16 protein-coding genes are annotated in these 18872 nt (G+C 76.9%); 7 read left to right on the top strand and 9 right to left on the bottom strand.

Translation table 11 applies throughout. The features are described from left to right. Positions 1 to 11: 11 nt before the first annotated feature. Positions 12 to 1373 (bottom strand): DNA polymerase IV, encoded by a 1362-nt coding sequence (locus D5H78_RS08500; protein WP_177891191.1) that lies wholly within the window; start codon positions 1371 to 1373, stop codon positions 12 to 14. 49 nt (positions 1374 to 1422) lie between these two features. Further along, the gene (locus tag D5H78_RS08495) at positions 1423 to 3048 is read right to left on the bottom strand and encodes a CYTH and CHAD domain-containing protein (protein ID WP_119950020.1); all 1626 of its coding nucleotides are present in this window, start codon (positions 3046 to 3048) and stop codon (positions 1423 to 1425) included. A gap of 183 nt (positions 3049 to 3231) precedes the next feature. Between D5H78_RS08495 and D5H78_RS08490 the strand changes: the two genes are divergently transcribed. The 5 genes from D5H78_RS08490 (at position 3232) to D5H78_RS08470 (ending at position 8599) form a co-directional block, all read left to right on the top strand. After that, positions 3232 to 3636: a universal stress protein gene (locus D5H78_RS08490; protein WP_119950019.1), complete on the top strand. Its 405-nt coding sequence runs from the start codon at positions 3232 to 3234 to the stop codon at positions 3634 to 3636. Between the two features lie 331 nt (positions 3637 to 3967). Beyond that, complete coding sequence (locus D5H78_RS08485; RefSeq protein WP_119950018.1) at positions 3968 to 5446, top strand: RNA polymerase sigma factor; 1479 nt, start codon at positions 3968 to 3970, stop codon at positions 5444 to 5446. 154 nt (positions 5447 to 5600) lie between these two features. Beyond that, positions 5601 to 6980 carry a hemolysin family protein gene (locus D5H78_RS08480; protein ID WP_119950017.1) on the top strand — a complete coding sequence of 460 codons (1380 nt, stop codon included), beginning with the start codon at positions 5601 to 5603 and terminating at the stop codon, positions 6978 to 6980. After that, positions 6977 to 8032 carry a hemolysin family protein gene (locus tag D5H78_RS08475; protein WP_119950016.1) on the top strand — a complete coding sequence of 352 codons (1056 nt, stop codon included), beginning with the start codon at positions 6977 to 6979 and terminating at the stop codon, positions 8030 to 8032. Before D5H78_RS08480 ends, D5H78_RS08475 begins: the two co-directional genes overlap by 4 nt. A gap of 108 nt (positions 8033 to 8140) precedes the next feature. Beyond that, positions 8141 to 8599, top strand: coding sequence for a hypothetical protein (locus tag D5H78_RS08470; RefSeq protein ID WP_119950015.1), 459 nt, complete (start codon positions 8141 to 8143; stop codon positions 8597 to 8599). 111 nt (positions 8600 to 8710) lie between these two features. On the opposite strand, the gene D5H78_RS08465 is transcribed toward D5H78_RS08470, so the two are convergent. Next, complete coding sequence (locus D5H78_RS08465) at positions 8711 to 8941, bottom strand: DUF7455 domain-containing protein (RefSeq protein WP_119950014.1); 231 nt, start codon at positions 8939 to 8941, stop codon at positions 8711 to 8713. Between the two features lie 367 nt (positions 8942 to 9308). On the opposite strand from D5H78_RS08465, the gene D5H78_RS08460 reads away from it, so the two are divergent. Then, on the top strand, positions 9309 to 11426 hold the full coding sequence (locus tag D5H78_RS08460; RefSeq protein WP_245941627.1) for a DNA gyrase/topoisomerase IV subunit B: 2118 nt from the start codon (positions 9309 to 9311) through the stop codon (positions 11424 to 11426). A 128-nt stretch (positions 11427 to 11554) separates the two neighbouring features. On the opposite strand, the gene ptsP is transcribed toward D5H78_RS08460, so the two are convergent. From ptsP to D5H78_RS08430, 6 genes are all read right to left on the bottom strand, one after another. Then, positions 11555 to 13240: a phosphoenolpyruvate--protein phosphotransferase gene (gene ptsP, locus D5H78_RS08455; protein WP_119950013.1), complete on the bottom strand. Its 1686-nt coding sequence runs from the start codon at positions 13238 to 13240 to the stop codon at positions 11555 to 11557. Between the two features lies 1 nt (position 13241). Beyond that, positions 13242 to 13520, bottom strand: coding sequence for an HPr family phosphocarrier protein (locus tag D5H78_RS08450; RefSeq protein WP_119950012.1), 279 nt, complete (start codon positions 13518 to 13520; stop codon positions 13242 to 13244). Between the two features lie 76 nt (positions 13521 to 13596). Beyond that, positions 13597 to 15111, bottom strand: a complete 1515-nt coding sequence (locus D5H78_RS08445; RefSeq protein ID WP_119950011.1) for a PTS fructose transporter subunit IIC — start codon at positions 15109 to 15111, stop codon at positions 13597 to 13599. After that, positions 15108 to 15572: a PTS sugar transporter subunit IIA gene (locus tag D5H78_RS08440; RefSeq protein WP_119950010.1), complete on the bottom strand. Its 465-nt coding sequence runs from the start codon at positions 15570 to 15572 to the stop codon at positions 15108 to 15110. The genes D5H78_RS08445 and D5H78_RS08440 overlap by 4 nt, the downstream gene beginning before the upstream one ends. Then, positions 15569 to 16522: a 1-phosphofructokinase gene (gene pfkB / locus D5H78_RS08435; RefSeq protein WP_119950009.1), complete on the bottom strand. Its 954-nt coding sequence runs from the start codon at positions 16520 to 16522 to the stop codon at positions 15569 to 15571. Before pfkB ends, D5H78_RS08440 begins: the two co-directional genes overlap by 4 nt. Continuing rightward, positions 16519 to 17280: a DeoR/GlpR family DNA-binding transcription regulator gene (locus tag D5H78_RS08430; RefSeq protein WP_119950008.1), complete on the bottom strand. Its 762-nt coding sequence runs from the start codon at positions 17278 to 17280 to the stop codon at positions 16519 to 16521. The genes pfkB and D5H78_RS08430 overlap by 4 nt, the downstream gene beginning before the upstream one ends. Positions 17281 to 17487: 207 nt before the next feature. Here D5H78_RS08430 and D5H78_RS08425 point away from each other — a divergent pair, with 207 nt between their 5' ends. Further along, the gene (locus D5H78_RS08425) at positions 17488 to 18855 is read left to right on the top strand and encodes an APC family permease (protein WP_119950269.1); all 1368 of its coding nucleotides are present in this window, start codon (positions 17488 to 17490) and stop codon (positions 18853 to 18855) included. Positions 18856 to 18872 lie beyond the last annotated feature (17 nt).

The raw sequence follows: 18872 nt of genomic DNA, 5'->3' as shown, positions 1-18872 counted from the left end.
GGCGCGCGACCCTACGCGCCCGCGGCGGCCAGCGGCGCCCGGACGGCGGTCGCCGCGACCTCCGCCGCGGGCAGCGGGTGCAGCGCGGGGTCGTCCGCACGCAGGGTGCGCACCGGCCCGGGCGCCGTGCCGCGGTGCTCGAAGCGCACCGTCACCCGCCCGAGGCCCCCGCCCCAGACCCACCCGCGCCCGTGCTCGTCGTGGACGACGTCGAGCCCCGGCGACCAGTCCGGCCGCTCGGGCCCGGTGGCGACCGGCGCGGCGGGCGCGGGGTCCGCGCCCGCCGCGGCCGGCTCCTCCGCGGCGGCGTCGAACAGGTCGGCCTGCGCCCAGTCCGCGAGCCCCGACACGCCGACCCCGAGCAGCCGCACCCCGCCGGAGACGTCGGTGCCGGCGAGCAGGTCGCGGGCCACCCGCCCGACCGTGCGCCGGTCGTCGGTGGGGCCCGGGAGCGTCACCGACCGGGTCAGCGTCGAGAAGTCGTGCCGGCGGACCTTGAGCGTGACCGTCCGCCCGGTCTGCCCGTCGCGGCGCAGCCGGTCCACCACCCGTACGACGAGCCGCTCGAGCTCGTGGGCGAGCAGCGCCGGCTCGACGAGGTCGCGCGGGAACGTGTCCTCGGCGCTCACCGACTTCGCCTCGCGCTCGGGCTCCACCGACCGCTCGTCGAGGCCCCGCGCGTGCCGGGACAGCGCGGTGCCGTGCGCCTGCCCGAGCAGGCCCACGAGCTCGGCCTCGGGCACCTGGGCGAGCTCGCCGACCGTGTGCACCCCGGCGCGGCGCAGCCGCTCGGCCGTCGCGGGGCCGACCCCCCACAGGCGGGTCACGGGCAGCGGGGCGAGCAGCGCGGCCTCCGTGCCGAGCGGCACGACGACGAGGCCGTCGGGCTTGTCCAGGTCGCTCGCCACCTTGGCGAGCAGCTTGGTGCCCGCCGCGCCGACCGAGGCCCGCACCCCGGTGAGCGCGTGCACCCGCTCCTTGACCGCGTGCGCGGCCGCGCGGACCCCGTCCTCGTCGAGGTCGCCGAGCGGGCCCGCGGCCAGGTCGACGAAGGCCTCGTCCAGGCTCAGCGGCTCGACGAGCGGCGACAGCTCGCGCAGGACCCGCATGACGACGCCGCTGACCGCCGCGTAGGCCGCGAACCGGGGTGCGAGGAAGGCGGCGTGCGGCGCGCGCGCCCGGGCCTCGGCGCCGGACATGGCCGAGCGCACGCCGTGCCGGCGCGCCTCGTAGCTCGCCGTCGCCACGACGCCCCGGGGCCCGGTGCCGCCCACGACGACCGCCCGCCCCGCGAGGGACGGCTTGTCGAGCTGCTCGACGCTGGCGTAGAACGCGTCGAGGTCGACGTGCAGCACGCTCGGTCCGCTGCGCACGCCGACCATGCTGCCAGCGGGGGCTGACAGCACCCGGCCGGCCCGGTGCTCAGCGGTAGAGCGCCTTCGCCTTCCCCCCGCGCAGGCGGGCCGCCACGCCGACGACCGCCGCCTCGGCCGCGGCCGCCCGCGCCGCCTCGCGCGCCCACAGCAGGCCGTACGTGAACCCGTCCTCGCCCGCCCGGTGGGCGGTCCCGGCGAGCCGGCGCAGCTCGTCGCGGGCCACCACGGAGTCCTGGTGCTCGCCGAGCACCTCCTGCACCTGCTCGGCGCGCCCGGCGAGCTCGCGGGCGTCGGCCCCGAAGGCCGGGGTGAGCGCCTCGGCGGCGTAGCGCAGGCGCTTGGCCGTCTTGCGGGCCTCGTGGTACGCCTCGTCGGTCGTCCCGGCGCGCGCGGCCTCCACCTCCGCGAGCAGCCGGCGGTGGACCTTGCGCACGAGCGGGGGCAGCACCCGGTCGGCCCGCTCGCCGGCGGCCGGGGTGAGCGGCGGGGCCGCGGCGAGCTCGACGAGGGCGCCGACGAGCTCGCGGTAGCGGGGGCCGTCCAGCTCGACGAGCGCCGCGCGCCGCGCCGCCGCGAAGTCCGAGGTGAGGCTCGACTCGACGCGGGCGGCGACCGGGCCGAGGACCTGCTCGGCCGGCAGCTCGGCGACGTCGCCGAGGAGGCGGGCCAGCAGCACCTCGCGGTCGCGCATCCCGCCGAGCTCGCCGGCGAGCCAGCGCAGCTCGTCGCCCAGCGGCCGGGTGCGCTCCTCGTCCAGGAGCGGGCGGAAGGTGCGCAGCGCCGAGCGCAGGCGGCGGGTGGCCACCCGCATCTTGTGCACGGCGTCGGGCTGGTCGCGCCGGACCCGCACGTCCTGCGCCAGCAGGGCGTCGACCTGCTCGCGCAGGTGCGCGGTCAGCACGTCCCCGGCCGCGGCCTTGGGCCGCGGGCGGGGCGCCCGGCCGGGCCACGGGGACGCGCCGGTGGTCCCCAGGACGCGCCCGACCTTGGACGGGTGCTCCGCCGCCTCCGCGCCCGCGGCGAGCAGCCGCTCCTGCACGGCGTCGAGCACGGCGGTGCCGCGCCCGTCCGCGTCGGGGGCGAGCTCGACCTCGACCTCCCGCCAGTGCTCGAGGACCGCAGCGCTGCCGGCGCCGTCCCCGCCGTCGTCCCCCCGGGGGTACGCCTCGCCCTGCACGTCGTCGTCCGCCACGAGGGCGAGCACCGTCCCCCCGGCGTCCACCAGCGCGTGCTCGGTGCGCCGCGTGCGCAGCCGCGCCACGGGCACGAGCTCGGCGTCGCGGACCAGGGCCGCCACGAGGGAGGCCAGCGGCCGGGGGACCGACCCCGACCGGCCCGGCGGGAGATGCACCTCCGTGGTGCCGCTGCCGTCGGGCAGCTTCACGTGCCAGCCGGCGTCCGTGCCGCCCGTGCGCCGGCGCAGGCGCACCCCGCGGGCGGCGAGGCGCAGGTCGGCGGTGTCCCAGTACGTCGCGTCGAGCCGGTGGGTGCTCACCGCACCGACCGCGGCCACCTCGCCGGCGCCGGCCAGGTCGGGCAGCGGGGCGTCGGGGGCGAGGGCGTACGTGCGCTCCACCTCGTAGGAGCTGGTGGGCACGGCGGCGGTGCGACCGGTCGGGGAGCCCGCGGGGCCCGTCCCGGTGCTGCTGGGGCTGGTGGTGCGGCGCGGCATGGGCCCATGGTGCCCCACCGGAGCCGTCCGACGCCACGCGCCCGTACCCGGGCGTTCACCTGCTGTTCACCTCGGGTCGGCTGCACGCGCGGGAGCGGCGGGCACGCCGGGGGTGCAGTAGCGTCCGTGCCGCCCCCGCCGCCCGCGGGGGCCCGACGCAGCGAGGCGGAGGAGGAGCCGGGGATGACGATCGTGGTGGGCTACGTGCCCAAGGCCGAGGGGCGCGCCGCCCTGCGCCGCGCGGCCGAGGAGGCGCGGCTGCGCCGGACGAAGCTCGTCGTCCTCAACTCGCACCGCGGCGGGCGCGACCTCGACGCGGAGGAGAACGCGCGCTCGGAGGCGGAGCTGGCCCGCGTCGGCGAGGAGCTCGCCGCCGCCGGCGTCGAGCACGAGGTGCGCCAGCTCGTCCGCGGCCTCGAGCCGGCCGAGGACCTCATCGCCGTGGCCGAGGAGGAGTCGGCGGACTTCATCGTCATCGGCCTGCGCCGGCGCAGCCCGGTCGGCAAGCTCATCCTCGGCAGCAACGCCCAGCGCATCCTGCTCGACGCCCCGTGCCCCGTCCTGGCGGTGAAGGCCGAGGAGGACTAGCGGGCGGCGCGCCCGGCCCGCGAGCGCGCCGGGGCCGGCGGCGCGGGCCGAGGACCGGTACCGCGGGCAAAGGACCGGTACAGGGACGGTCGGGGGCCGGTCGAGACCCCGCCCCGCGCCCCCGTCCGGGTGCCGCCACGCGCTCGGCGGGCGCCCACCGCCGCTGCGGCGTGTCAGAATCGGATGTTGCCTGCGCTCGCCCCTGCCCCGGTCCCCGGGGCATGCTGGCTGCAGGGGACCGCTGCCAGCCGGGCCGTGCGCCCCGGACGTCCCCGCGGGTCATCCCCGCGGGCCGCCGGAGCCCTCGCCCCGTCGCCCGTTCGTCGAGAGGTTGTTCGTGTCGTCGGTGAGTCGTCCGCTGCCGCCCGAGTTCTCCATCCCGCAGGTCCAGGACCTGTTCCAGCGGGGCAAGGGCCAGGGCTTCGTCACGCCCGACGACCTGCGCCAGGTCCTCGAGCAGGCGGCGATCCCCATGTCCCGCATGAAGGCCGTCCTGCGCAGCCTCAGCGAGGAGGGCGTCACCGTGAAGGTCGACGAGGGGCTCGCCGCCCCCGCGCCGCGCACCCGCAAGGTCGTCGCGGCCGCCGCCGCGAAGCGCGCCACGGCCGCCGTGACGCGCCCGGCCCCCGAGGAGGGCGACGCGCCGGTCGAGGCCCCGGTGCTCGCCGCGGCCCCCGCCCCGCGGGCGGCCAAGGCCGCCAAGCCGGCGCGCAAGAGCGCCGCCAAGGCGGTCGCCGCCGCGCCGGCCGCCGCGCCGGGCGCTCCGGCGACCGGGCCCGAGGGCGACGCCGAGCCGGCCGGGCCCGCGGAGGGCGAGGTCGCGGCCGAGGGCGAGGTCGAGGCGTTCACGCTGTCCGACGACGACGACGACGCGCCGGTGCAGCAGGTCGCCACCGCCGGTGCGACCGCCGACCCGGTGAAGGACTACCTCAAGCAGATCGGCAAGGTCGCCCTGCTCAACGCCGAGCAGGAGGTCGAGCTCGCCAAGCGCATCGAGGCCGGGCTCTTCGCCGAGGAGAAGCTGGCCGGCGGGGAGAAGCTCGCACCGCGCCTCAAGCGCGAGCTCGAGTGGATCGCCGAGGACGGCCGCCGGGCGAAGAACCACCTGCTCGAGGCCAACCTGCGCCTCGTCGTCTCGCTGGCCAAGCGCTACACCGGGCGCGGCATGCTCTTCTTGGACCTCATCCAGGAGGGCAACCTGGGCCTGATCCGCGCGGTCGAGAAGTTCGACTACACCAAGGGCTACAAGTTCTCGACGTACGCCACGTGGTGGATCCGCCAGGCCATCACCCGCGCGATGGCCGACCAGGCCCGCACCATCCGCATCCCGGTGCACATGGTCGAGGTCATCAACAAGCTCGCCCGCGTGCAGCGCCAGATGCTCCAGGACCTCGGGCGCGAGCCCACCCCGGAGGAGCTCGCCAAGGAGCTCGACATGACCCCCGAGAAGGTCGTCGAGGTCCAGAAGTACGGCCGCGAGCCCATCTCCCTGCACACCCCCCTCGGCGAGGACGGCGACAGCGAGTTCGGCGACCTCATCGAGGACTCCGAGGCCGTCGTGCCGGCCGACGCGGTCAGCTTCACGCTCCTGCAGGAGCAGCTGCACTCGGTGCTCGACACGCTCTCCGAGCGCGAGGCGGGCGTGGTCTCGATGCGCTTCGGCCTCACCGACGGCCAGCCGAAGACGCTCGACGAGATCGGCAAGGTGTACGGCGTCACGCGCGAGCGCATCCGCCAGATCGAGTCCAAGACGATGTCCAAGCTGCGCCACCCGTCGCGCTCGCAGGTGCTGCGCGACTACCTGGACTGACCTCCCGCACCACCCGCCCGAGGGCCCGTCGGCACTGCGCCGGCGGGCCCTCGCGCGCGGGGCGCCCGCCGGTCCGCCTACCCTGGGCGGGGATGCCACCTCGACGACGTCCCCCGCGCCCGCCCGCCCCCGCCGCGCCCGGGAGGGCCGGCGGGTGACCGAGTGGCTGCTGCTGCTCGCCGCGGTGGGCCTCATCGGCGCCAACGCGCTCTTCGTGGCCGCCGAGTTCTCCTTCGTGACCGTCGACCGCGCCGCGGTCGAGCGGCGGGCCGCCGAGGGCGACCGCCGCGCCGACGGGCTCCTGTCCGCGCTGCGCACCCTGTCCACGCAGCTCTCCGGGGCGCAGCTCGGCATCACCGTCACCAGCCTCGTCGTCGGGTTCATCGCCGAGCCGTCGCTGGCCACGCTGCTGCGCGGGCCGCTCGGCCTGGCCGGGCTCGGCGAGGGCGCCACCAGCGCCGTGGCGCTGGCCGTCGCCTTCGCCGTGGCGACGGCGGTGCAGATGGTGCTCGGCGAGCTCGTGCCCAAGAACTGGGCGATCGCGCAGCCGCTGCGGGTCGGGCGCGCCGTGGCCGGGGCCCAGCGCGGCGCCACGGCGGTGGCCGGCCCCCTCATCCGCCTGCTGAACGGCCTGGCGAACGCGGTCGTGCGCGCGCTCGGGGTCGAGCCGCGCGAGGAGCTCGCGAGCGCCCGCTCGGCGCAGGAGCTCGCCTCGCTGGCGGCCCGCTCCGGGCAGGAGGGGACGCTCGACCGGTCGCAGGCCGAGCTGCTCGCGCGCTCGGTCGAGTTCGGCGAGCGCCGCGCGGCGGACGCGATGACGCCGCGCCCGAGGGTCACGTTCGTCCGCGCCGACGACCCCGTCGACGCGGTCCTGGCGCTCGCCGCGCGCACCGGGCACGCCCGCTTCCCGGTGACGGGGGAGGGCGTCGACGACGTCGTCGGCGCGGTGCACTTCAAGCACGCCCTGGCCGTGCCCCGTGCCGAGCGGGCGGCGACGCCGGTGTCGCGGGTCGTGCGGGACGTGCCCGCCGTGCCCAGCACGATGGAGCTCGACCCGCTGCTGGCGGTGCTGCGCGGGGCGGGCCTGCAGCTGGCGGTGGTGGTCGACGAGTACGGCGGCACCGACGGCATCGTCACGCTGGAGGACCTCGTCGAGGAGATCGTCGGCGAGATCGAGGACGAGCAGGACGAGGTCGACGAGCGGGTGCGCGCCGCCGGCGCCGGGGCCTGGTCGCTGTCCGGGCTGCTGCGCCCCGACGAGGTCGAGGGCACCACCGGCCTCGCGCTGCCCGAGGCGCAGGAGAGCGACACGCTCGGCGGGCTGCTCACCGAGCGGCTCGGGCGCCTGCCCGCGGTCGGCGACGAGGTGGGCCTCGTGGCGCGCGACGTGGCCCACCCGGGCGAGGAGGGGGTCGTACCGCGCGTCGAGGTGCGCCTGCGGGTCCTGCGCCTCGACGGGCACCGCGTCGACCGGGTGCGCCTGCACCGCGCCCCCGGCGCCACCGCCGTCCGGCCCGGTGGGGGTGCGCGGTGAGCGACCTGACCGCGGTGCTGCTCGCGGTGCTGCTGCTGGCCGGCAACGCCTTCTTCGTCGGCGCCGAGTTCGCCCTCATCTCCGCGCGGCGCACCCAGGTCGAGCCCCGCGCGCAGGCCGGGTCGCGGGCCGCCCGCACCACGCTCAGGGCCATGGAGCACGTCTCGCTCATGATGGCCGGCGCCCAGCTCGGCATCACCATGTGCTCGCTCGGCCTCGGCGCCCTCGGCGAGCCGGCGGTGGCGCACCTCGTCGAGCCGGTGTTCGAGCGGCTGGGCCTGCCGGAGGGCCTCGTGCACCCCCTGGCGTTCGTCGTGGCGCTGTCCGTCGTGGTGACCCTGCACATGGTGCTCGGCGAGATGGTGCCGAAGAACCTCGCCATCGCCGGCCCGGAGCGCGCCGCCCTGCTGCTCGGCCCCCCGCTCTGGTACGTCGTGGCCGTGCTGCGCCCCGTCATCGTGGCGCTGAACCTCGTGGCGAACGCGGTGCTGCGGCTGGTGCGCGTCGAGCCCCAGGACGAGGTCGCCTCGACCTTCACCGCCGACCAGGTGGCCGCCTTCGTCGAGGAGTCGCGGCGCGAGGGCCTGCTCGACCCCGACGAGCACCAGCTCCTCACCGGGGTCCTGGGCTTCGGCGGCGAGACGGTGCGCACCGCCGCCATCGGGCTCGGGGAGGTCGTCGCGGTCGACGAGGGGGAGTCCGTGGCGGCGCTGGAGGCCCTGTGCGCCCGCAGCGGCTTCTCCCGGTTCCCGGTGCGCGGGCCCGGGGGCGCGCTCGTCGGCTACGTGCACCTGAAGGACCTGCTGGGCACCCCCGAGGACCGGCTCGACGCGCCGCTGGACCCGGGGCTGGTCCGGGCGCTGGTGACCGTCGGCCTCGACGCGCCGCTGCGCGAGGCGCTCGTCGCGATGCAGGCCGCGGGGGCGCACATGGCGCGCGCCACCGAGCCGGGCAGCGGCCGCGTCGGCGGCGTGGTCATGCTCGAGGACGTCCTCGAGCGCCTCGTCGGCGAGGTGGTCGACGCGGGGCAGCGCACCGGCGCCGCGTCGTGACGCGCCCGCCGGCCCCGCGCCGGCGCCGCGTCCCGACGCGCCGGGCGGCCCCGCACTAGGCTGCCCCGCGCGGGCGGCCGACGGCGGCCGCCCGGGAGGGAGGCCCCCGTGCCCGTGCTGCCCGGCCTGCGCCCCTGGCGCCGCCGCTCCGACGACCCGGCCCTCGCCGCGGACCGGGTCCTCGCCGGCGAGCTCGACGAGCGGCGGGCCTCGGCCCGCGAGGCCGAGGGCGCCCTGCGCGAGCGGGAGGCCGCCGGCGCCCCCGCGGCCGAGCTCGCCGACGCCCGGCGCCTGCTCGACACGCGGCTCACCGCGGCGCTCGAGGCGGCCGAGGCGGCGTACCGGGTCGCCGTGGGGCCGCTGCAGGGGGTGCGCCGGACCGCGTACCTCGCCCGGCTGGTGCGCCCGGAGGTGCGCGCCGCCGACCACGAGCGGCGCCAGCTCGCGCTGGCGCGCACCCACCTGCGGGTGGAGGCGCGCGACGACCTCGACCTGCGGCGGATCGCCGCGGTCCCGCCGAGCGTGGGGACCGACGCCCTGGACCTCGGCACCCGCGCGCCGCACTAGCGTCCCCTCGCGCCCCGGGAGCACGACGAGGCCCCGGCCCCCCGTGAGGGGGACCGGGGCCTCGTGCGGTTGGTGGCCCCGCACACCCGGGGCCGAGGTCTCGGGACCGGGTCAGCGCTCCTCGGGAGCAGCCGTCCCCGGCGTGGTGTCGAGGCGGTCGGACTCGTCCTGGATGTCCACCGCCACCTTGCGCAGGCCCTCGTCGTACTTGCGCCCGTGGTGCGCGCAGAAGAGCAGCTCGCCGCCGGAGGCCAGCACTACGCGGACGTAGGCCTGCGCCCCGCAGCGGTCGCAGCGGTCCTGGGCGGTCAGCGCACCGGAGGGTGCGAGCGTCGTCGTCACGTCGCCTCTCTTCGGATCATCGGTCCTGCTCCTTGAGTCGTGCGTCTCGTGCAACATCCAACCAGCCGGTCTTCGTTCCCGCCCGGCGCGCCGGACGGGTTCGCTGAGCGCGTAGGCGGTGAGCGTCACACCCCCAGGTCACGAGCCAGTGTCGCCGCGGTCCCGGCCGCGTTGCGGACCGGTGCCCGGCGTGTCGCCGACGACACCCGCGCGCCCCACCCGTCCGGCCCAGCGCCGGGGCCGGCCGGCGGGCCCGCCGAAGGCCGCCGAGCCTCCCGGCGCGGGTCCGGGGGGAGCGGGCCGGGCGAGGGTACGTTGGAGCGGGCCCGCAGCCGCCGGGCCGGACGACGACAGGAGCCCACCCAGCGTGACCGCCCAGCCCGTGACCCGCGCGGCCGCCGCGACCAGCGCGCGCAGCGACGGCGAGTTCGAGCCCGACGCGTACACCGCCCGCAACCTGCTCGTCCTCGAGGGCCTCGAGGCGGTGCGCAAGCGCCCGGGGATGTACATCGGCTCGACCGACTCCCGCGGCCTCATGCACTGCCTCTGGGAGATCATCGACAACGCGGTCGACGAGGCGCTGGCCGGGCACTGCAGCCGCATCGACGTCCACCTGCACGCCGACGGCTCGATCGAGGTGCGCGACGACGGGCGCGGCATCCCCGTCGACGTCGAGCCGCGCACCGGGCTGTCCGGCGTCGAGGTCGTCATGACCAAGCTGCACGCGGGCGGCAAGTTCGGCGGGGGGTCGTACGCGGCCTCCGGCGGCCTGCACGGCGTCGGCGCCTCGGTCGTCAACGCGCTCTCGGCCCGGCTCGACGTCGAGGTCGACCGGGCCTCGAAGGTGCACGCGCTGAGCTTCCGCCGCGGGCAGCCGGGCACGTTCGACGGCGACGGGCCGGCCGCGGCCTTCACCCCGGGCTCCGGGCTGCAGGTCGTGCGCAGGGCCAAGCGCGGGGTCACCGGCACCCGGGTGCGGTTCTGGCCCGACCGGCAGATCTTCCTGCGCGAGGCCGCCCTCGACGTCGACGGGCTGTACGACCGCGCCCGCCAGACCGCCTTCCTCGTCCCCGGCCTCGCCATCCACGTCGCCGACGAGCGCGGCGCCGAGCGGCGCGACGAGGTGTTCCGGTTCGACGGGGGCATCGGCGAGTTCTGCGACTTCCTCGCCGCGGACGCGCCGGTCAGCGACACCCTGCGCCTGCAGGGCCGGGGGCACTTCCGCGAGACGGTGCCGATGCTCGACGAGCAGGGCCACATGACGCCCACCGAGGTCGAGCGCGACCTCGGCGTGGACGTCGCGCTGCGCTGGGGGACCGGCTACGACACGACGGTCCGCTCCTTCGTGAACATCATCGCCACCCCCAAGGGCGGCACGCACATGTCGGGCTTCGAGCGGGGGCTGACGCGCACGCTCAACGACGCCCTCAAGGCCGCGAAGGTGCTGCGCGCCGCGGAGCCCGACGTGCTCAAGGAGGACGTCCTCGAGGGCCTCACCGCCGTGGTGACGGTGCGCCTGTCCGAGCCGCAGTTCGAGGGCCAGACCAAGGAGGTCCTCGGCACCTCGGCCGCCTCGCGCATCGTGGCCCGCGTCGTCGAGCAGGAGCTCGGCGCGCTGCTCAAGAGCCCGAGGCGCGGCGACAAGCAGGCCGCCCGCATGATCCTGGACAAGGTGGCGTCGGCGGCCCGCACCCGGATCGCCGCCCGGGCGCACAAGGAGCTCCAGCGGCGCAAGAACGCCCTGGAGACCTCCTCGCTGCCGGCGAAGCTCGCCGACTGCCGCAGCGACGACGTCGACCGCACCGAGCTGTTCATCGTCGAGGGCGACTCCGCCCTGGGCACCGCCAAGCCCGCGCGCGACTCGGAGTTCCAGGCGCTGCTGCCGATCCGCGGCAAGATCCTCAACGTCCAGAAGGCGTCGGCCTCGGACATGCTGAAGAACGCCGAGTGCGCCTCGATCATCCAGGTCGTGGGCGCCGGGTCGGGGCGCACGTTCGACCTCGACAGCGCGCGCTACGGCCGGGTGATCCTCATGTCCGACGCCGACGTGGACGGCGCGCACATCCGGTGCCTGCTGCTCACGCTCTTCTACCGGACCATGCGCCCCCTCGTGGAGGCCGGGCGCGTCTTCGCCGCCGTCCCGCCGCTGCACCGCATCGAGGTCGCCGGCGCCGGCAAGCGCCCCGCCGAGTACGTCTACACGTACAGCGACGAGGAGATGCGCCGCACCATGGCCGACCTGCAGAAGCGCGGCCGCAAGACCAAGCCCCCGCAGCGCTACAAGGGCCTCGGCGAGATGGACGCGAGCCAGCTCGCCGAGACGACGATGGACCCCCGCACGCGTACGCTCCGCCGGGTCACCCTGCGCGACGCCGAGGCGGCCGAGCGGGTGTTCGAGCTGCTCATGGGCAACGAGGTGGCCCCGCGCCGCGAGTTCATCGTGGACGGCGCGGCGAAGGTGGACCGGGAGCGCGTGGACGTCTGAGGCCGGGTGCCGCGCCAGCGGCACGTCCGGCCTCCGGCACCTCCGGAACCGCAGAAGGTGCCCTTCTGGCGATCTAGCCGCCAGAAGGGCACCTTCTGCGGTCCCCGGGGACCGCGGGCGGGCCGGCCTCAGAGCGCCGCGACGACCTCCGGCGCGGCGGCGGCCCGTACGGCCTCCTTCGCCCCGGCCGCGTCGTCGGCGGCGCGGGCGAGGCGGGCGAGCTCGCGGCACTGCTCGCGGGTGTGCGCGCCGAGCGCGTGGCGCACCGCGGGCAGCGCGCCCGGGGCCATGGACAGGCTCGACACGCCGAGCCCGACGAGCACGAGCGCGAGCAGCGGGTCCGAGGCGGCCTCGCCGCAGACGCCGACCGGCTTGCCGAGCTCCTCGCCAGCCGCGCCGGTGGACGCGACGAGGTCGAGCAGCGCGGGCTGCCACGGGTCGAGCAGCTCGGCGAGGTCGCCGGCCTCGCGGTCCGCGGCCATCGCGTACTGCGTGAGGTCGTTGGTCCCGAGGCTCACGAAGTCCACGCCGGCGAGCACCGCGCGGGCCCGCAGCGCCGCGGCGGGCACCTCGACCATGACCCCGACGGTGCCGATGCCGTGCTCGCGGGCGAGCGCGGCGAAGCCGACGGCCTCGGCGGGCGTGGCGACCATCGGCGCCATGACCCGCACGTCGGCCCCGGTCTGCTCCGCCGCCCGCGCGACGGCGGTGAGCTGGTCGGCGAGCACCTCGGGGGAGCGCTGCGCGGTGCGCAGCCCCCGCACGCCCAGCGCCGGGTTCGGCTCCTCCGAGAGCGTCACGAACGGCATCGGCTTGTCCGCGCCCGCGTCGAGCGTGCGCAGGACGACGCGCCGCCCGGCGAACGCCTCGAAGACCGCGGTGTACGACGCGACCTGCTCCTCGACCGTCGGCGCGGTGCGCCGGTCGAGGAAGAGGAACTCGGTGCGGAAGAGCCCCACGCCCTCGCTCTCCACGGCGCCGGCGGCGCGCGCCTGCTCGACGGTGCCGACGTTGACGAGCAGCGCGACCGGGTGCCCGTCGGCGGTGCGGCCGGGACCGGTGCTCGCCGCCGCCACGGCCGCGCGGGCCTCGCGGCGCCGGACGACGTCGTCCAGCTCGTCCGCCGTCGGGTCGAGCAGGACCTCGCCGCGCGAGCCGTCGACGACGACGGTGGCGCCCTCAGCGAGCGTGCGGGCGTCGCCGCAGCGCACCACGGCCGGGATGCCGAGGCTCTTGGCGAGGATCGCCGTGTGGCTCGTCGGGCCGCCGCCCGCGGTGACGATGCCGAGCACCTCGCCCGGGTCGAGCGTCGCTGTGTCGGCCGGTGCGAGGTCGTCGGCGACGAGGACGTACGGCTGCCCCGGGTGCGGCACGCCGGGCATGGGCCGCTCGAGCAGCACGGCGAGCGTGCGGTCGCGCACGTCGCGCAGGTCCGCGACGCGCTCGCCCATGTAGCCGCCGACCTGCTCGAGCATGGTGCAGAAGCCCTCGACGCCCTGGTCGACGGCGTGGGCGGTGGGCGTGCCGGAGGTGATGAGCCCCTTGACCGAGGCCCACAGGCCGGGGTCGCGGGCGAGCATCGCGGTGGCGGTGAGGATCTGCGCGCTCTCGCCGCCGACGCTCGCCGCGCGCGCCTCGAGGTCCTCCGCGACCGCGGTGAACGCCTTCTCCGCCCGGACGACCTCGGTCGCGGGGTCGGGGCCGTTGACCTCGTCGGCCGGCGGCCGGGGGGCCTCGCCGAGGCGGGCGACGGGCCCCGCGGCGGTGCCGGCGCTGACCCCCAGCCCCGTGAGGCGGGCCCGGCCGCCGGCCACCTCAGGCCCCCTCGGGCGCGTCGAGGTCGCGGGCGAGGAGCTCGGCCAGCTCCTCCAGGGCCGCCTCGGCGCCGTCGCCCTCGGCCCGCAGGATTACCTCGTCGCCGTGCTGCGCGTTGAGCGTCATGACGAGGAGCATGCTGCGCGCGTCGACGGACTCGGTGTCGGCCTTGCCGATGGTCACGGGGACCGGCTGGCGCGCGGCGGCCTGGGTGAAGAGGGCCGCCGGCCGGGCGTGCAGGCCGACGCTCGAGCCGATGGTCACGCGGCGTTCTGCCATGGGTGCTGCTCCTGGAGGTGGGGGACGGCGCCGGCGCCGTCGTCGTACGGGGCTCCGGCAGGGTATTGGAGCGCGCTCAGGCGCGGGCGGTGGCGACGCCGCTGGCCGCGGCGTCCTCCTCGGCGACGATCTCGGCGTTGCCGCGGCGGGCGCTCTTGAGGGCGATGACGAGCACCGCGCTCACGAGGGTCCCGGCGGCGATGGCGACGAGGTAGAGCAGCGGGCCGCCGATGAGCGGGGTGACCCAGATGCCGCCGTGGGGGGCGCGCAGCGTCGAGCCGAAGACCATGACGAGCCCGCCGGTGAGCGAGGCGCCCACGATCGAGGACGCGATGACCCGCAGCGGGTCCACCGCGGCGAAGGGGATCGCGCCCTCGCTGATGAACGAGGCGCCGAGCACCCAGGCCGTCTTGCCGTTCTCGCGCTCGGGGTGGCTGAACAGCGCCGGGCGCAGGACGGTCGAGGCGAGCGCCATGGCCAGCGGCGGCACCATGCCGGCCGCCATGACCGCGGCCATGACCTTGAGGTTGGTGTCCGAGCCGCCCGCGGCGGCCGCGCCGAGCTGGGTGGTCGCGAAGGTGTACGCCACCTTGTTGATCGGCCCGCCGAGGTCGAAGGCCATCATCGCGCCGAGCAGGGCGCCGAGCAGGAAGAGGTTGGCGCCGGAGAGGCCGTTGAGCCAGTCGCCGAGGCCCTCGACGACCGCGCTGAGCGGCGGGCCGAGCACGACGACGATGAGCAGGCCGGTGACGAGCGTGGCGACGAGCGGGATGACGACGACGGGCATGATGCCGCGCAGGGCCTTGGGCACCTTCCAGCGCGAGACCCAGCGGGCGGTGAAGCCGCCGATGAAGCCCGCGGCGAGCGCGCCGAGGAAGCCGGCGCCGACGGTGCCGGCGAGCGCCCCGCCGACGAAGCCGGGGACGATGCCGGGCCGGTCGGCGATGGCGAAGGCGATGAAGCCGCCGAGGGCGGGCAGCAGGAACGCGAAGGCCGCGACGCCGAGCTGGAAGAGCAGCGCGCCGATCTGGAAGCGCGAGGTCCAGTCGATGCCGTCGACGACGTCCGGGAGCGGGAAGGACGTCACCTCGCGGGCGTTGCCCGAGACCATGAAGCCGATGGCGATGAGCAGGCCGCCCGCGGCCACGAACGGGATCATGTAGCTGACGCCGGTCATGACCCACTGGCGCACGCGGGTCAGCGTGCCGCCCTCGGCGGTCACCTTCGTGGCCATGCTGGGCCCGGGGGCGCCGGCGGGCGCGCCCGCCGGCACGGGCGCGGGGGCCTCGGCGGCGCGCGCCACGGCCTCCTCGATGACCTGCGGGCCGTGGGAGATGGCGCGCTTGACCGGGATCTCGAGGGTGGGCTTGCCGGCGAAGCGCTGGCGCTCGCGCACCTCGACGTCGGCGGCGAAGACGACGACGTCGGCGGCGTCGATGGTCTCCTGCGGCAGCGGGTCGGCCCCGGCCGAGCCCTGGGTCTCGACGTGGATCTCGTGCCCGGCGGCGGCCGCGGACTGCTCCAGCGACTCCGCGGCCATGTACGTGTGGGCGATGCCCGTCGGGCAGGACGTGACGGCGACGATCTTCATCGGCCGACCCCCTCGGAGACGATGGCGACGACGCTCTCGGCGTCGGGAGCGGTGAGCAGGGACTCGCGGAACGAGGCGTTGACGAGCTTGCGGGCGAGCTTGGCGAGGATCGTCATGTGCTCGGAGCCGCCGCCCTCGGGCGCGGCGATGAGGAAGATGAGCCGGGCCGGGCCGTCCTCGGCGCCGTAGTCGACGCCGGGGGTCCGCCCGAAGCCGAGCGTGGCCCGGGTGACGTGCGCGGAGCGGCAGTGCGGGATCCCGATGCCGTTCGGCAGGCCGGTCGGCATCTGGGCCTCCCGGGCGCGGACGTCCGCGAGGAAGCCCTCGAGGTCGGTGACGCGCCCGGCGGCGACGAGCCGCTCGCCGAGCTGGCGCGCCACCCCGTCGCGGTCGGTGGCCGTGAGGTCGAGGTCGACCAGGTCGGCGGTGATCAGGTCGGTCTGCGCGGTCGGGTCGCTCATCGGGGCTGCTCCTCCAGGGGGCGGGCGGGGTCGATGCGCTCGTGCAGCCGTACGGCGTCCGGGCGCAGGTCGTGGGGTGCGGGCATGCGGCTGCCGGGCAGGCAGGTCGCGGCGGCGCCCCAGGCGAGGGCGCTGGCCAGGGCCGTCGCGGCGGGTGCGCCCGCCTCGGCGGCGAGGAAGCCGGCGAGCATCGCGTCGCCGGCGCCGACGGTGCTGACCGGGCGGTCGACGCGGGACTCCCCGTACGTCGCGCCGTCCGGCCCGACCAGCACGGCCCCGTCGGCGCCGAGGCTCGCCAGGACCGCGCCGGCGCCGCGGGCCACGAGCTCCGCGGCGGCCTCGACGACGTCGCCGAGCGTGCCGAGCGGGCGGCCCACCGCCTCGGCGAGCTCCTCGCGGTTGGGCTTGACGAGGTCGGGCCCGGCCTCGAGCGCGGCCAGCAGCGCGGGGCCGCTGCTGTCGACGACGAGCCGCGTGGCGGCCGAGTGCGCCGCCTCGGCGAGGCGGGCGTAGAGGTCGACGGGGGCCCCGGGCGGGAGGCTGCCGCAGGCGGCGAGCCAGGACGCGCCGTCGGCGGAGGCGACGGCGGCCGCGAGCAGCGCCTCGACCTCGTCCCCGGACAGGCACGGCCCCAGCTCGTTGAGCTTGGTCGTCGTGCCGTCGGGCTCGACGACCGCGACGTTGGCCCGGACCGCACCGGTGACGGGCACCGCGTGGACCTCGATGCCCAGCGGCGCGAGCAGGGCGGCGAGCTGGGCGCCCTCGGCCCCGCCCACGGGGACGACGGCCCGGGTGGCCCGCCCGTGCGCGGCGAGCGCCCGGCTGACGTTGACGCCCTTGCCGCCCGGGTCGACCCGCCCGCCGCGGGCGCGCAGCACGGCGCCGCGCACGAGGGCGGGCACCTCGACCGTGCGGTCCAGGCTGGGGTTGGGGGTCAGGGTGACGATCACGCGAGCACCACCTCCGGGCCGGCGGCGGCGAGCTCGTCGGCGAGGTCGGGGTCGAGGCCGGTGTCGCTGACGACGAGGTCGACCTGGTCCAGGCGGGCGAAGGACGCGAAGTGGTCGGTGCCGGCCTTGGTGTGGTCGGCGAGGACGACGCAGCGGCGGGCGGCGGCCATCATGGCCCGCTTCGTGCCGGCCTCCTGCCGGTCCGCCGTCGTCAGCCCGCGCTGCGGCGACATGCCGTTGGTCCCCATGAACGCGACGTCGACGCAGACGTCGGCGAGGGCCGACGCGGCCCAGTCGCCGACGAGGGCCTGGGTCTGCGAGCGGGCCTGCCCGCCGACGACGTGCAGGGCGATGCCGGGTCGCGCCGCGAGGAGCGCCGCGATGGGCAGCGAGTTGGTGACGACGGTGAGGCGGCGCTCGGCGGGCAGGGCCTCGGCGAGCCGTACGGTCGTGCTGCCCGCGTCGAGCACGACGCTGCCCTCCTCGGGCACCTCCTCCAGGGCCCGCTTGGCGATGCGCTCCTTCTCGGTCACGAGGCGGGCCTCGCGGGTCGCGAGGGCCGCCTCCGCGCCGAGGCGCTCGACCGGGATGGCGCCGCCGTGCACCCGGCGCAGCAGCCCCTGGCGCTCGAGGGCGGTGAGGTCGCGCCGGATGGTCTCGGGGGTCACGGCCAGGTCGGCCGCGAGCTGGGCCACCTCCGCGCGCCCGTGCTCGCGGGCGCGGGCCAGGATCGCCTGCTGGCGCTCCGTCGCGTACAACCGTGCCTCCCGCCGTCGGGTCCGGTTCTGCTTGCTTCTCTTTGTTTACCCCCGCTTCCCCTGTCGTGTCCAGGGTTTCGGGCAAGGAACAACAGGAACACAGGCGATCGGGCACCCGGACGACGCCCAGGTGTGCCGTGATCACAGCGCGGGAAGGGACGCGGCCAGCACGGGGAGCCCGTGCGCGGCGCGGACCGGGAGGTCGCCATGGCGGGCACGACGGCGGGGGTGGACGAGCGCGAGGGCTCGCAGCCGGGGCTCCGGCGGGTCATCGGGCCGAAGCTGCTGCTCTTCTTCGTGATCGGCGACATCCTCGGCACCGGCATCTACGCCCTCACCGGCGAGGTCGCCGCCGAGGTCGGGGGAGCGGCCTGGACCGCGTTCGGCCTGGCGTTCCTCGTCGCGCTGCTCACCGCGACCTCGTACGTCGAGCTCGTCAGCAAGTACCCCCGCGCCGCCGGCGCCGCGCTCTACGCGAACAGGGCGTTCGGCCTGCCGCTGCTCACCTTCCTCGTGGCCTTCGCCGTCATGTGCTCCGGCCTGACGTCCGCCGGCGCGGCCGCGCGCGCGTTCGGCGGCGACTACCTGGCGGAGTTCGTCGAGCTGCCCACGTGGGCGGTGGCGGTGGGCTTCCTGGTGCTGCTGGCGCTGGTCAACCTGCGCGGGGTCAGCGAGTCGGTGAAGTGCAACGTCGTCCTGACGACCGTCGAGCTCGGCGGGCTGCTGCTCGTGCTCGGGCTCGGCGCGTGGGCGCTGGCGCAGGGGACGGGCGACCCCGGCCGCGCCCTGGAGTTCGAGGAGGGCGGCGCCTTCGGGCTCGTGGTGAGCGGCGCGGCGCTGGCCTTCTTCGCCCTCGTCGGCTTCGAGGACAGCGTCAACATGGCCGAGGAGGTCGAGGAGCCGCGGCGCACCTTCCCGCGGGCGCTGTTCCTCGGGATCGCGGTCACCGGCGTGATCTACATGCTCATCGCGTTCGTGGCGACGGCGGTGGTCGACCTCGAGACCCTCGGCGGCTCGACCGGCCCGCTGCTCGAGGTGGTGCGGGCCGCGGCGCCGGCGTTCCCGCTCGCGGTGTTCTCGGCGATCGCGCTCTTCGCCGTCACGAACTCCGCCCTCATCAACATGCTCATGGCGAGCCGCCTGGTGTACGGCATGGCCCGCGAGCGGATCGTCCCGGCCGCGCTGGGGCGGGTGCACCGCACCCGGCGCACGCCCGTCACCGCCATCGCCTTCACCACCGTGCTCGCGGTGGCGCTGGTGCTCACCGGCGACCTCGAGGGCCTCGGCGGCACGACGGCCCTGCTGCTGCTCTGCGTCTTCGCCGTGGTCAACGCCAGCGTCCTCGTCCTGCGGCACGACCGGGCGGACCACGACCACTACCGGGCCCCCACGGCGCTGCCCGTGCTCGGCGTGCTCGCCTGCCTCTACCTCGCGAGCCCGCTGTCGGGCCGCGAGGCCTCCCAGTACGCCACCGCCGGCGTCCTGCTCCTCGTCGGCCTGGCGCTGTGGGTCGTGAACACGCTCGTGCACGGCGGTGGGCGTGAGGGGGCGGACCGCCGGGCCGCGGGCGCCTGAGCGCCGGCCCGCCGGGT

This window comes from Vallicoccus soli (assembly GCF_003594885.1).
GTDB classification, from domain to species: Bacteria; Actinomycetota; Actinomycetes; order Motilibacterales; family Motilibacteraceae; genus Vallicoccus; species Vallicoccus soli.
Note: the sequence above shows the minus strand (reverse complement) of the source record. Positions and strands in the feature narration are given on the sequence as shown.